Source organism: Pseudorhizobium banfieldiae (assembly GCF_000967425.1).
GTDB classification, from domain to species: Bacteria; Pseudomonadota; Alphaproteobacteria; order Rhizobiales; family Rhizobiaceae; genus Neorhizobium; species Neorhizobium banfieldiae.
The window spans coordinates 580,579-593,888 of sequence record NZ_FO082820.1; the positions used below are offsets into that span (position 1 = coordinate 580,579).

Genomic DNA, 13,310 nt, shown 5'->3' on the forward strand with positions numbered 1-13,310 from the left:
TGGGTGGAGGTGAAAGCGTTGTCGCAAATGCCTGAAGGCGTTCGCAAGGCACGCAGTATCTTCGTTGAACATAAACCTACTGCGTGCCTTCCGAGAAGGTGAGTGCTTAGCGATTGCGATCGACACCCTCGTAGTAGTCGCCGCTGTCGATCGTCCTGCTATCTGTCATCGGGCGCGGCAGGACCGGGTTGATGCCCTGGGTCGTGAAGAGGTCGACGCCCGGCATGTGTGCCGCACCAGTCGAGCCCCCCGCACCAGGATAGTACTCACCCTCGGCCGCAGATGCTGCGGTCCCAATGGCTGCAGTGGCGATGAATGCGACTGCCAAGGTTGTGTTCGTGGTCTTCATTGTTCTGTCCTTTCGATTTGAATGCAGGGGCTGTCCTGCCCTGCGGTTGGGTTACTGGTTGAAGTCTTCGGGGTGCGATGTTGGCTACCGGATGTCCCTCAGGTCATCGTTCGGTAGACGGTTGTCTCTGGACGTCGGCATGCGCGGTATCCCCGAATGCTTCCATCGCGGGCCACCAGTGACCACGTGGTCAACGGGCATGAACCCCAGTGCAAGTTGCGTACCCCGGTAGTATTCGCCCTCGCTGGCGAATGCGATCGGCGCGCCTGCCACAGCGAACAGGGCGGCCATCAATAGTGTCTTCGTCATTGGTTTTATCCTCCTGCTTCATTCGCGGCCCTCACGGGCAGCTTGTTCCATGCTTGCAAGGCGGTGGGCGCTAAGGGGGAAGCGCCCCCTCGTAGTAGTCGCCGGCCTTATTTGATCCGAAGACCAGCCTTTCTCGTTTGGTAGCCGCGTCCCAGCCCTGCTGATCGCGCTGCAGGCTGATCACCGACTGACTGGCCGGGTAGATCGCATCGCTCTCATGGCTGCCGCCACTCAACGCGATCCAGGCCATGAAAGCCGGAGCGACCCGGTGGATCGGACTCATCATTGTTTCTTCTCCCTTCTTCCGTCTCGGCACCCGGTCCATATGGCCGTGTCGCCTTTGTTGTTGGTGGCAGCATCGCGCGCAGGCGTCAGCCGGGCGTGAAGCCAGCGTCAATGCCGCGTCAAAAAAGCGCAAAAGAGAAAGAAAAACGAAGGCACCGCGAAAGTCGGCGGCATCAGCGACGCGTGTCGGAGCGCGCGGGCGCGACCCGTGATGGGTCGCTGCCGATCGAGACGATACTCGTTGGCGCTTCGACTAGTTCGCGAGGGGCGGCACGGCGCCGAAGGCGTCTTCGGCGGTTCCTACGGCTGGTCGAGCGCCGGGCGCTTCCACCATGCCCAGAGCCAGATCCACCGCTTCCTGAATATCGCCCTCGGCGGTTATGTCCGCTCCGTCAACAGCTATAGCGCCGGCGCTTCGGCGGTCATACTCCCGTGGATCCTCGGACCCTTCGAGGCGATGTCTCGCAACAATGTGACCTGGAGCCAGATCGAGGCGGAAACGGATGTGGTGCTGGCCTTCGGCGGCATGGCGCTGAAGAATTCCAATGTCGCGAGCGGCGGCGTCACCACCCATATCGAAAGGGGGGCGATGGCGCGCGCCGCGGCGCGGGGCTGTCGTTTTCATCTGTTCAGCCCGCTGCGCGACGATTTTCCGCCGGAAGCCGGCGCCATCTGGCACCCGATCCGCCCCGGAACGGACGTCGCCGTGATGCTCGGCCTGTGCAACACCATGCTTGCGGAAGGCCTGCACGACGTTGAATTTCTCGAACAATATTGCACCGGCTTCGACGTCTTTTCCGCCTATCTGGCAGGTGGTGAAGATGGCCAGCCCAAGACGGCCGAATGGGCAAGCGGCATTTCCGGCGTGCCGGCGCAAAGCATCGTGCGGCTGGCCCGCGAGATGACCGCCGGCCGCTCCCTAGTCACTGTGGCGCATGCGCTTCAGCGGGCCCGCTTCGGCGAGCAGCCGGTCTGGGCCGGCGCGGCTCTGGCGGCGATGGCAGGCCAGATCGGCCTGCCGGGCGGCGGCTATAATTACGCCCTCGGCACGATGGGCCATACGGGGCGGCGCATCAATGCCGTGCCGATCCCCACCCTGTTGCAGGGCAGGAACGGCGTTTCCAACTTCATTCCGGTCGCCCGCATCAGCGATATGCTGCTCAATCCCGGCGAGACCTATCACTATGACGGCCGCGAGATGACCTATCCCGATATCAGGCTGGTCTATTGGGCGGGCGGTAATCCGTTCCACCATCAGGACCTGAACCGGCTGCGCTCGGCGCTGGCGAGGCCGCAAACCATCATCGTGCTGCCGGCGACGATGACGCTGGAGCGCGAGGATATCGGCGCAGCGGGGACCGATCCGAGACTGATTGCCATGCGTAGGCTTGCGCCGGCGGTCGGCATGTCGCGCGACGACTACGCAATATTCGCCGATCTTTCGCGGCTGATGGGCAGCGAGGATGCCTTTACCGAAGGGCGTGACGCGCGTGAATGGCTGGCGCATCTCTACGAGCCGACGCGCATGGCGCTGGCGGAACGGGGATGGGACGCGCCGGATTTTGAGAGCTTCTGGGAGAGGGGTGAGCTTACCCTGCCTTCGGCGCCCGATGACGGCGGCATGCTGCGGGCATTCCGCCAGAACCCCCAAAGTGCGCACTTGCCGACGCCGAGCGGCCGTATAGAAATATTCTCCCGCACGATCGCCGATTTCGGCTATGACGATTGTCCGGGGCATCCGGTCTGGCTTGCGCCAGACGAAGTGCCCAACGAGGCGGCGCCTCTCGTGTTGATAGCCAACCAGCCGTCGACACGGCTGCACAGCCAGCTCGATTTCGGCGCCTACAGTCAGTCTTCGAAGGTCAGGGGCCGGGAGCCGGCGCGCCTCAATCCGCAGGATGCGGCGCAGCAGGGCATTCGCGACGGTGATATCGTACGGATCTTCAACGGTCGCGGCGCTTGCCTTGCCGGTGCGGTGCTGAGGGACGGCGTGATGGCGGGCATCGTCAATCTTTCGACCGGCGCCTGGTTCGATCCCTTGGATGTCGGCGATGGATCGCTCGGATGCGGCCACGGAAACCCGAACATCCTGACCCGCGACATCGGCACGTCGAAGCTGGCGCAAGGATGCTGCGGTCAGGTAACCGTGGTGGAGGTCAGCCGCTATGATGGCGAACTCCCGCCCGTCCGGGCTTACGATCCCCCGTCCACCGAATTGGCCACAGTCCGGACAGCATAGGCGCGGCTTCAGACCTGTCTCGGGTTGCCTTACCACCCAAATAACAGGGAAGGATCCCAGCGGTGTCGGGATATTGATGTCCTTCCAGCCGCATGCCGTCATTCTCGCCTAAGGTGAAACGACTGTCAGCTAGTCGGAGAAAGCAATCGGGACCAGATGGTCCGCTTCCGGCCCCGAAGTGGTCGTCAGTGGATACAGCGGAGATCATTTCCGCTTCCCCTCCCCGGGGGGGAGGAAGAGAGACGCAACTTCCTCAACCCTGCCACTAGGCAGGCCGTTGCCGTTGCTGCTTGGTCGCCCTTCGGGTGCTTGCGGTCGCGGCACCTGCACGATTTATCTGAGAGCGGAAAGAAGATAGGCGAAGGAGTGGCTGAGTTCTCTAGCCGGATCAGCCGATGCGTGGACGGCCGGTGAGAAGGCTTCATAGGAGAAGGCGCCTGCATAACCTTGCGCCATCAGATTCTGCATCTGAGCGAGGTTGGCCAGCTGGTCTTCCTCATCGATCAATTTGCGGTGCTCGTCACGCATCTCTTCGGCTGTGAGCTGCTGCTCCGACATACCGGAGACGTGCACAATGCCCGTGTATTCTGGAAAGAACTCGCGTTCTGCGGCGAGGTGATGGTGGAAGGTATCATGGACTAGACGGAAGTACTTTTCGCCCCCTACTGCTTCGATCGCCTCCAAAGCTTCGCGCTTGTATCGCAGCGAGGAGGTTATGAAACCGAGCGGCTCGATCAGTGCGCGAATGCCGGCCTCGGCCACCATTGGCAGGATGGCGGCGAGGGAGGTCCTTAGATGAACTGCGCGCTCGTTCGAACTATAGGCTGGCGCATCGTTTCGGGGGATGAGGCTGATGCTTTCCGCCCCGCTTCTTTCCGCTCTTGCGATGAGCGAGCGAACCTTGTCCGCCATCTCGGGACTCCAGGCGTTGAAGCCGTACACCTCAGAGAGACCCAGAAGGCGGACGTCTCTTTCGCGGGCATAGGCGCCGATTGCGGCCGGATCTTCTCCATCGAAGAATGGGCGGTGGCTGAGCTTCTTCTCGATGAGATCATTACGTAGTTCGACACCGACGCAGCCTAGCTCCGCGGCTAGATCGATCAGGCGCCTACAAGTGAGGTGAGGTGCAGTTATATGGTTCAGCGCGAATTGAATAGACATTCTCATCTTTAGCTTCCCGGTATGAGTAGACCATAGACCGCGGCTGCAATGACCCGTCAATCGAAGATGCTGCCGATCCTGCAGTAAGGAGATCTGAAATGGCTCGAGAGGATAGAATTTGTCATCCACAGGCTCTCAGGCACATGCAGATCGAACGGTAGGAAGAGCTGTCCAAGCGTGAACGCCCATTCGCTCCGGTGTCGTCACAAGCTCACGCCAGACTCGCCGGCACTGGCACGGATGTCGATCTCGACACCCGAGACGTTATCGAAAAAGATCGCTAGGGGGGCTGCTCCGACGTCAGGCGGACTCTTCGGCCTCTACGTCACGCACGGCGGGATGGATGGGACCATGAGGGCACTGCGGGAGAGCACGTGGCGATACTGATCTTTTGTATGAGTGATGACGATTTGTTCGAACTCTTCTATGGCGGTTGATGACACAACGCTGATAGATAATATCGCGCATTGGATGCAGGGGGCCTGCGGCTAGGGGGGGAATTTAATGACTTGGTTGAGGCAGCAGTCGCCTTATTTTGCGCGGCTGAGGACAGAAATTGCCGGATTGGGGGGAATGTTCAACGCGCATCTGCATCTGGATCGCGCTGGAACGCTTGATGATCGCTACATGGCGCATGCCGATCTTCGGATATTGTCAAATTCGCATATTTCTCTTCAGAAGAAGCATCACCTCATCAACGCGATCCATGCCGGACCTGCCTATCAGGCCGAGGATCTGGATGTCCGGGTGAATGAGGCGATAGATGTCATGGTCGCCGCCAATACCATTCGTGCCGACACCATGGTGGATGTGACCGACGACATCGTCAGCACGTCTGCGTTGGAAAAACTCAAGGAGATCAAGGACAGGCGAAGCGGGGAGATCGATCTTCGCATTGCTGCCTATTCGCCACTGGGATTTATCGACCGTGAGCCCGGCCGCTGGGCCGTTTTCGAGGAGGGCGCCAAAATCGCCGACTTCCTGGGCAGCTTGCCCGAGGCAGACGACAGGGTTGATTATCCGGATCACATCGGCTTCGAAGAGCATTGCGTGCGTATGCTTGATCTAGCCAGGCGGCTTGGTCTCATGCTCCATGTTCACACCGACCAGCGGAACGAGGCGAGCGAGCGGGGCACGGAGCGTCTGATCGAAATTGTGCGAAAGCATGGCGGGCCGGCTTCCCCCGACGGGACGCCCATGATTTGGGCTGTGCACATGATATCCCCGTCATCCTATGAGGACGATCGTCATGAACGCTTGGTGGAGGGATTGCTGGAATGCAATATCGGTGTAATTTCCTGCCCGTCGGCGGCGATCGGCATGCGCCAGCTGCGGCCGCTCTATGCTCCGACACACAATTCGATACCGCGCATCCTCGAGCTTGCTGCCGCCGGCGTCCATATTCGGCTAGGGTCTGACAACGTTGCCGATATCTGTTCGCCGAGCACGACTGCTGATCTTGTCGACGAAGTCTTCATGCTATCGGCTGCAATCCGTTTTTATGAGATATCGGTCTTGGCGCGCCTGGCCTCGGGCCAAAAGCTCACCTCCGACGAATGCGATATCGTGAGGGAGCACCTGATGAAGAACGCTCAAGAGATTGCGAAGGTCATGAATGCAAGGGCTCAACCGTCTCTTTGAGCGATTGCGCGGTCGCTCGGAAGCAGATGCTCTCCCGCTGGAAGCTCCGCTAGATCTGCTCGATCCATCATTCGTGTGCGATCCCTATACAATCTACAGACGATTGCGAACGCATGACCCCGTTCATCGTAGCCGCAACGGCGGATGGATTCTGACGAGGCATCGCGATATCGTTTCGGCGCTTGGCGATCCGTCCCTCGGCAATGCTCCCTCACGTTACTCCGTGGTCGCGCCGCGCAATCGGGGCCGCTATGTCTGCGCAAATGTCGCGCAGAACATTCTGCCCTTCTTGGACAAGCCTGAGCATGTGAGGCCCCGCAGGATACTGTCTCGGGTCCTGAGCACGCACATGAAAGACAATCCTCTCGACATTGCACAAATTGCGCGCCAGTTGCTCGATCCGCAGCTTGCCCGCCGCCAAATGGACGCTATCGCCGATTTCGGCACGCCGCTATCCGCTGAGGTCATGTGCCGAATGCTGGGCATCCCAGCACCTGATCGCGACCGAATGCTCGAATACAGCCACTACTTTTTCTTCCTGTTCGCGCCGATCCCCTCCGACCAAATCCGCCAGAAAGCCGACGAGGCCCTGACTGCGTTCAGAGGCTATTTTGCCGACCTGGTTCAGGAGCGACGGCGGAAGCCCCAGGCAGATCTTATCTCCCTTCTGCTAAGTGCAGAAGATGAGGGGGAACGCCTTTCAGACTGCCAGCTTGTCGATAACTGCATGCTTCTCTTTTCCGACGGCGTTGAAAATGTGGATGCGGGGATAGCCAATATACTTCTGGCTCTGGGCAGACATCCCGCGGAAATGAAACGCCTGAGAGACGCACCGGAGCTTATCGCAAACGCCGTTGCTGAAGGGCTGCGCTACGACTCCCCGGCCCAGTTGATCGCCAGGGTCGCCCGCGACGATGTCGAGATCGGCGGTCAGACGATAAAGCGGGACAGCACGGTGTTCCTGGCGCTGGGATCGGCGAACCGGGATCCCGCGGTTTTTGCCGATCCTGATCGTTTCAATATCTCGCGGAACACCTCGCCGCTCCTCAGTTTCGGAAAAGGGGGGCATTCGTGCATCGGAGCGTCTCTGGTCCGCTCACAATCCGTGGAGGCCGTGCGGTCGCTACTGCAGACGACGACCGTCGTCGAGGTCGACCAGGATGGTCTGGAATGGCTTCCGCGCGTCGGTCACCGCTGGTTGAAAACCCTACCGATCCGTCTTTTTCCTTCATGAACGCCAGTCGGGTGCGAGCGGGATAACGAGCCTGCGCAAGCCGGAACGCCCCGCACCGCCAAACCAGCAAATGCCGTCTTCCACGAGATCGATGTCCAGGAACATTGGAAGGTTCCGCATCGGCACCTTGATCTGAAGTTCCATGATGGCAGTTGCCGATGGTTTTATTTCCTTTCCAAGGGGCAGTCTGGCATCCAATGCGTAGCCGTGGGATTTGTCGAGGCTACGCCAACGCGTTGCCAGAATGATCCCGCTTTTCTCGGTCGGCTCCCAAGGAACAGGGCTCGTATTGGTTATGGCGACCTTGATGGATCGGCGACTGCCCTGCCGCATGAATGTCGGCACTTGCGCGCGAATGGTCGAGGCGAAGCACCGCCGGTCCAGCCTCTTCATCGGCTGCAAGAGGCGCGAATTTGCCGAAGGTTGGGACAATTCTACCCTCTCAAACTCCTTCTCCAATTGCTGCGTAAAGTCGTCGACATAAGGCGGCTTATGCAGATCGTCGTGGTCGGCGGAGCTGTAAAATACCGAGATCGGGCCGGAATAATATTTCGCCCATGCCCGTTCCGGCTGGTCATTGAGATCGTAGGCACAGAACCATCCCCGCTTACCCCAAAACAAAGCAAGTTCGCCATCATAGGGTTTGGCAACGAAGCGATCCTGAAGGCACAGAAGCGAGACCGCATGCCCCGATGCCTTCAGCATCGTGGCGATCTCGAAAGCGACGACGCCGCCTTGGCAAAATCCTCCGATCAGGTAGGGGCCTTCGGGCTGGATGCCAAGGATCTCCGAAACATAATAGCGCGCCAGCTTCTGGGTGTTCTCGTCACTTTTCACGCGTGTATTCGACAAGGAACTGAGAATGTAGAAGGGGCGATCGGGATCCAGTCCTTCGGAAAGGCATTCGAACTGCCACATGCTCTGGCAGACCCAGAAGAAGGCGCGCTTTTTGCCAAACGTGTTTCTGCCCAGCACAAGCGAGTCGTCCCTGCGCTTGCCGCGCCAAGCCGCAGTCGCCAATCTTACGGCAGAATAAATTTCGGGTGCAAGTCGTCGCTTCGCGCTTTCGCAGGATACCCGCGCGCTTAGAACCTGTTCCATTTCACGCAGCGTCGGCGCATCGAACAACGCTGAAACCGGAATGTCACGGCCAAAGCGTTCCTCCAGCAAGAGTGCCAGATTGGTTGCGCTGAGAGAGTCGCCGCCAAGGTCGAAAAAATTGTCTTCCATCCCGATGACCGGCACTTTCAACACGCTCGTCCACATCGCCGCCAGCGTTTTCGCTAAAGGAGACGCTGGAGCGATGTGAGATCTGGCCTGGACCGTGGCACCAGCAAGTTCCGGCAATGCACGCCGATCAAGCTTTCCGCTCGGCACACGGGGAAGTTTGTCGAGGAAAATCACCGTGCGGGGGATCTTGAAGTTTGCCGTGCGACCGCGCAAATGATCGATGATGTCGCTTGTCTCCAGCGTCGTCCTGTCACGCGGTACGACAGCAACTGCGACTTCCTCGCCAAGCGAAGGGTGGGGCATGGCAAATGCGGCGGCCTCGGCGATGTTGGGGTGGTCGGAAAGGATCATGTCGATCTCTTGAGGCGATATTTTCTCGCCGCCGCGATTGATGATGTCCTTGAGCCGTCCCGTCAGGAACAAAAAGCCTTCGTCATCAATGAAGCCTTCATCGCCGCTGCAAAGCCAATCCCCCCTGAAAGTATCGCGGCTGACGGCTGCGTCTCCCTCATAGGCCGACATCACACTCGGTCCGCTTATCAGCACCTCGCCTCGTTTGCCGGCCGTGACTTCGTTCCCGAGTGAATCGCAGATCATGACCTGCGGTCCGAATGGAACTCCAACGGAGCCGGGCTTCAATCTCAGCCGATCGAGCGGCGTACTGGTAATCAGACCGGCCGTCTCGGTCATGCCGAACATCGGGACGAGCCGGGTGCCAAATTTGTCCTCGAATTCCTCCTGCAATCTTGTCGGCAGCGGCTGCGAGACGGCGCGGATGAAGCGTAGATCTCGGAACAATCGCGCATCCTCGCCCGTGGCGCCATGGGCGAGAAGGTCGCGCAATACGGTCGGTACCGCTTGCGACCAAGTGGGATGGAAGTGCTGGAGGCCTCGGAAGAAAGCCTCGGAGGAAATGCCCCCTGCAAAGGCCGTGGATCCGCCTGCGTAAAGGGGAGCCAGCAACAGGTCAACCAGTGCGCCAATATGGAACATGGGCATCATGTTCAGGCAGATATCTGCTGGCCCAAGTTCGATGGAGCGCGCCACGTTCCAAGCCGAACTGATCAGGTTTTCCGCGCTGAGCGGTACCCTCTTCGGCGTCCCGGTGGAGCCGGAGGTTTGGAGCACGAGCGCGGTCGAGGACCGCAAGCCGGCATCGGGTGTGTCTGCTGCAACAGTCCGTCGCTGCGGTTTGTGGGGGGCCAGCCTGAAGGCGCCGGTGGGTCCTGCCAGGGGGACAAGCTGCAGGATTGGAATGTCTAGGGCGATAGCCGCCGCTGTCGCATCCGCCATGATTGTCGTGTCGGTGATGAGGTGAGTGACGCCCGATTGGACAAGTAAACGCTTTGTCTCGTCGAGCGCATAGGCGGGGTTCAGCGGCACCGAAGTTGCGAAAGACGCGACTGCGAGAATTGCCACTGCCGTTTCTGGCCGGTTTGGTAAAATCGTCGCGATCCTGGATCCCGGCTCGACGCCATGCTCGACGAAATGCGCGTGCACGGTATCGATAATCTGCAGCAGTTGGCTGACTGATGTGTCGGCTCTGTCGTGCGATCTGAGCGCAATCTTTTGCGGCGCAGTCTGACTGAGGTCTCTCAAGGGATCGAGGATGTCTTTGCGCATCTTACTACCGCCCGATCCATCTGAATTCGTGTCGAGACATTGCAGACGCCACGACCTGGGTGTCACGCATGGCTTGCTCCGATCCAGGGGCCTACAAAACGGATGGCGTCCGTTCTTGAACTCAGCGGCACGATTGCCTCCGGCACATTCTGAAACTTCACGTTCGTCGGTAGCTGATAGCCGTCGAATAGCCGGAAACCCGAAGGTACAGCGATCGTGGCGTCTGGACCGGGACCGCGTACCCATTCCAGCTGGCCCGTCGGCTGTACCATGATCTCGATCGACTGAGTTAATTCGCCTGATGTCATGGTGGCGCGGGCAGCCGTATCGCTTATCTCCTGCCAGATCACCCCATTGCGCGGCAGCAGCCCTGCTGGCGCCCAAAGGGCAGCGTCTATCCCCATGCGCTCGAACAGTACGGTCACAGAAGCGCCGCTGCTGCCAAAGGGAAACATCTTCCAGCACCAAAACCGCAGACACGCACGTCCTTCGTACACGAGTGAGTTTCCCGAAAACAATGCGAGGCTGTTCTTGGAATAATAGCGCGAAAGCGAGCCGTGAGGGGCCGCAAGGATCTGATAGGTCGTGACTTCAGCAGGAGGTCGATGGCCTATCGATATCTTAGCGGTGCTCTTCACTTCCACCACGGTTCGGAGCGGCGTACCCGGCCGTATCGCAAAGAGGAAGAACCGACGTGCGGCAACCGGCAGGCCGGCCACCATCGTCTCATCGAAGCTCTCGTCATGCCAGGGAGTCTTGCTGGCCAGAGCCGCCCAGGTGGAATCGTCTTCGTGCAGTTGCTTCAGCCGCTGCCATGCCAAGATGGCCAAGGCGAGCAAGGGGAAGATAAGTAGAGACAGGAGCATCAGCATCGCAGAGCCAATGCCTGCGGCAGGATTTCATAGGTGGCCGGCAGGCGGCCGGGCGCCTCGCCGTCCAGATCCAGTAGCACCGGCTCGCTCTGCCCGTCCAGGGGCTCGACCCTGATGCGTCGCCCGCGCCGGATCGAAATGGCCGGATGATCACGATGTCCTCCGGAATAGACGAGGAGCAGATTGCGAAGCAGAGCCAGTTTCGATGTATGCTGCAGGGTGACGATGTCAAAAAGCCCGTCATCGAATTCTGCATCGGGAGCGATCTGCATCCCGCCGCCGAAATAGCGGCCATTGGCAACGGCAACGAGCACAATCGGAGCTGTGACCGCCGGATCATCATCCACCATCATGCCTATCCTTTGAGAGCGGAATGCAGCTAATGCGCCAATGGTCGCTGCGAGAAACCGCGCCTTGCGGGGCAGGAAACGAGAATGCGTCGTATTGACGATGCGATCGATCTGGCCCGACACGCCAAAGCTCCCGATGTTGGCGAAGAGCCGCGACTTTTGATTGCCGTCGTCATCGAAATAGATGACGCGACCCAGATCAATCCTGCGGGTAGCCCCCGAGACGATCCGATCTATGCTGTCCATGCCAGTGGAAAGGCTGCGAACGAAATCCGAACCAGTCCCGAGCGAGACCACGGCGAGCGATACGTGTGTAGACATCTTCCCGTCCGCATCGCAAAAGCCGTTGACCACTTCGTTCAGGGTTCCGTCGCCCCCGACGGAAATGACCAGGTCCGCACCCGTCCGAATCGCCTCGCGGGTGAGGATCGACGCATGACCAGGTGCTGCCGTCTCCGCGGAAGCAAACGGACCGATGTGCTCTGCCAGACGCTTGGCAAGCCTTGGCCATCTTTTCTTGACGCGGCCGCCGCCCGCCTTCGGGTTGATGACGACAAATACGCTCATCGCATGCGACCGCTATCGTGTGAGCCTGCGATGTCAATCAGGGCACCCAGTCGTTCGTCGGTCACCGGGCGAACGCCTGTTGTTTTCGCTGCGGGTCTGGAAAATACCCGTCAAGGGTAGCAACGATCGACAAGGCGGTCTGCTGCCAAGTCGGACAGGGATATTCTTGCCGGATGATCTGTTCTTTATCAGCCACAAGATCGGGGTTGAAAATAGCGGCCTCGATTAGTTCATAAGCGCCTTCGGTATCCCCCGGTTCGTGATAGTCGATGAAGCGCCCACCGACCTCTGGCAGGGACGTGGCGCTCGAGGCGATGCAATAGCGACCGTAATAAAGGCTTTCGGACACAGGCAGTCCCCAGCCTTCGCAGAAGCTGGGAAAAACGGTGAAAAGTGAGTTTCTGTAATAGCTCGCCAATTCCTCGTCGGAGAGGTTTTCGATAACCCTGATTTTTCCGTCCAACGATTTGCTGGTGTTCAGCGCCCGCCGGAGATCGGCGATCTCCCAGCCAAACTTACCGGCAAAGACAAGTTGAGGCACGGCGCCGGCGCCGTGCCTGTCGACCAATTTCTCCCATACCCGGAAGAGCAGCATGTGGTTCTTGCGAATCTCGATCGTCGATACGTAGAGGACATGCGAGCGGTGCTCGAGCGGAAGGTCAGGCCGCGGGAGGTTCGTCGGAAAGCCTGCACCGAATGGGATGACACGTGTGTCCGGCACTGGCAAATTCTGTTCGCCAAGATAGTTGGCCAGGGCTTCAGCCGAGCTTTGGGACGGTGTCAGCACCAGGTCCCATACTCCTGTCATGTCGTGCAACCATTTGGTGAAATTGGGAATATGCCCAGGAGCCACAAGATGAGGATGACTGACCGGAAGAACATCGTGCACCAGCAGGCCGAAGCGGACTCCATATCTCGCCTTGAGGAAAGCAATCGCTTTGCCGAAGTCCCGATGGCTCCAGGAAGCACCGAGGTTGAGCAGGACGTCTCCCTCCCGGATCATCGATGCAAAGCGCTGCCTTCCGTTAGTATTGCCGAGTCGCGCCTTCACGGCGGCCGTTAACCGCGTGCCGAGATAACGTTTCACCTTCAGGAGACTAACAGGCCAGCGCCTCGTCTTCTGGCGGTGAAGAAACTCGTTACCGTCGGTGAGTCGCGCCACCTCCTCGTAACTGAGCACTTCCACCTGTTCGCCTCCGGCGCCGACCCGGCACAAGAGGACGCGGCCGGGATAGGCGTCGACGAGCCATGGCAAGATCTGTGCCTGGACGCGGCCGATGCCGGTCGGCGTGACCGACCAGTCGAAATACCGGATAAAGTCATCGACTTCGATCCAGATCCGAAAGCCGTCACTTGATGAGGAAACATCCATGCGGGAGGTATTCAACTGTTGGTAAACCCATCATGGCTGTAGCCGATGGGATGTCCCAAAGCTAGATGTTTGTTATGG

11 protein-coding genes are annotated in these 13,310 nt (G+C 59.4%); 3 read left to right on the forward strand and 8 right to left on the reverse strand.

What is annotated here, in order from left to right; translation table 11 throughout:
• Nucleotides 1-106: 106 nt before the first annotated feature.
• The 3 genes from NT26_RS02730 to NT26_RS02740 all read right to left on the reverse strand — a co-directional run bounded on the left by NT26_RS02730 (nt 107) and on the right by NT26_RS02740 (nt 944).
• Nucleotides 107-349 (reverse strand): hypothetical protein, encoded by a 243-nt coding sequence (locus NT26_RS02730; protein WP_052637247.1) that lies wholly within the window; start codon nt 347-349, stop codon nt 107-109.
• Nucleotides 350-433: 84 nt separating this feature from the next.
• On the reverse strand, nt 434-658 hold the full coding sequence (locus NT26_RS02735; protein WP_052637248.1) for a hypothetical protein: 225 nt from the start codon (nt 656-658) through the stop codon (nt 434-436).
• A 70-nt stretch (nt 659-728) separates the two neighbouring features.
• Nucleotides 729-944: a hypothetical protein gene (locus NT26_RS02740; protein ID WP_052637249.1), complete on the reverse strand. Its 216-nt coding sequence runs from the start codon at nt 942-944 to the stop codon at nt 729-731.
• A 240-nt stretch (nt 945-1,184) separates the two neighbouring features.
• Between NT26_RS02740 and NT26_RS02745 the strand changes: the two genes are divergently transcribed.
• Nucleotides 1,185-3,182, forward strand: coding sequence for a molybdopterin dinucleotide binding domain-containing protein (locus tag NT26_RS02745; RefSeq protein ID WP_244467658.1), 1,998 nt, complete (start codon nt 1,185-1,187; stop codon nt 3,180-3,182).
• A 333-nt stretch (nt 3,183-3,515) separates the two neighbouring features.
• Here NT26_RS02745 and NT26_RS02750 read toward each other — a convergent pair whose 3' ends face one another.
• A complete protein-coding gene (locus tag NT26_RS02750) occupies nt 3,516-4,343 on the reverse strand; it encodes a TIM barrel protein (RefSeq protein ID WP_197570692.1) in 828 nt (275 codons plus the stop codon).
• Nucleotides 4,344-4,916: 573 nt separating this feature from the next.
• On the opposite strand from NT26_RS02750, the gene NT26_RS02755 reads away from it, so the two are divergent.
• Nucleotides 4,917-5,984 carry an amidohydrolase family protein gene (locus NT26_RS02755; RefSeq protein ID WP_197570693.1) on the forward strand — a complete coding sequence of 356 codons (1,068 nt, stop codon included), beginning with the start codon at nt 4,917-4,919 and terminating at the stop codon, nt 5,982-5,984.
• 223 nt (nt 5,985-6,207) lie between these two features.
• Nucleotides 6,208-7,218 (forward strand): cytochrome P450, encoded by a 1,011-nt coding sequence (locus NT26_RS02760; protein WP_162197772.1) that lies wholly within the window; start codon nt 6,208-6,210, stop codon nt 7,216-7,218.
• On the opposite strand, the gene NT26_RS02765 is transcribed toward NT26_RS02760, so the two are convergent.
• The 4 genes from NT26_RS02765 to NT26_RS02780 form a co-directional block, all read right to left on the reverse strand.
• Nucleotides 7,213-10,071, reverse strand: coding sequence for an AMP-binding protein (locus tag NT26_RS02765; RefSeq protein WP_052637252.1), 2,859 nt, complete (start codon nt 10,069-10,071; stop codon nt 7,213-7,215). The genes NT26_RS02760 and NT26_RS02765 overlap by 6 nt on opposite strands.
• 62 nt (nt 10,072-10,133) lie before the next feature.
• Entirely contained in the window at nt 10,134-10,943 is an 810-nt protein-coding gene (locus tag NT26_RS23095; protein WP_052637253.1) for a DUF6544 family protein, read from the reverse strand.
• Entirely contained in the window at nt 10,937-11,860 is a 924-nt protein-coding gene (locus NT26_RS02775; RefSeq protein WP_052637254.1) for a diacylglycerol/lipid kinase family protein, read from the reverse strand. Before NT26_RS02775 ends, NT26_RS23095 begins: the two co-directional genes overlap by 7 nt.
• A gap of 61 nt (nt 11,861-11,921) precedes the next feature.
• Nucleotides 11,922-13,232: a glycosyltransferase family 4 protein gene (locus NT26_RS02780; protein WP_052637255.1), complete on the reverse strand. Its 1,311-nt coding sequence runs from the start codon at nt 13,230-13,232 to the stop codon at nt 11,922-11,924.
• Between the last annotated feature and the right edge of the window lie 78 nt (nt 13,233-13,310).

Coding starts and splice junctions, on each gene's coding strand:
- NT26_RS02730 (WP_052637247.1), bottom strand. CDS start 349: ATGAAGACCACGAACACAACCTTGGCAGTCGCATTCATCGCCACTGCA.
- NT26_RS02735 (WP_052637248.1), bottom strand. CDS start 658: ATGACGAAGACACTATTGATGGCCGCCCTGTTCGCTGTGGCAGGCGCG.
- NT26_RS02740 (WP_052637249.1), bottom strand. CDS start 944: ATGATGAGTCCGATCCACCGGGTCGCTCCGGCTTTCATGGCCTGGATC.
- NT26_RS02750 (WP_197570692.1), bottom strand. CDS start 4,343: ATGTCTATTCAATTCGCGCTGAACCATATAACTGCACCTCACCTCACT.
- NT26_RS02755 (WP_197570693.1), top strand. CDS start 4,917: ATGTTCAACGCGCATCTGCATCTGGATCGCGCTGGAACGCTTGATGAT.
- NT26_RS02765 (WP_052637252.1), bottom strand. CDS start 10,071: ATGCGCAAAGACATCCTCGATCCCTTGAGAGACCTCAGTCAGACTGCG.
- NT26_RS23095 (WP_052637253.1), bottom strand. CDS start 10,943: ATGCTGATGCTCCTGTCTCTACTTATCTTCCCCTTGCTCGCCTTGGCC.
- NT26_RS02775 (WP_052637254.1), bottom strand. CDS start 11,860: ATGAGCGTATTTGTCGTCATCAACCCGAAGGCGGGCGGCGGCCGCGTC.
- NT26_RS02780 (WP_052637255.1), bottom strand. CDS start 13,232: ATGGATGTTTCCTCATCAAGTGACGGCTTTCGGATCTGGATCGAAGTC.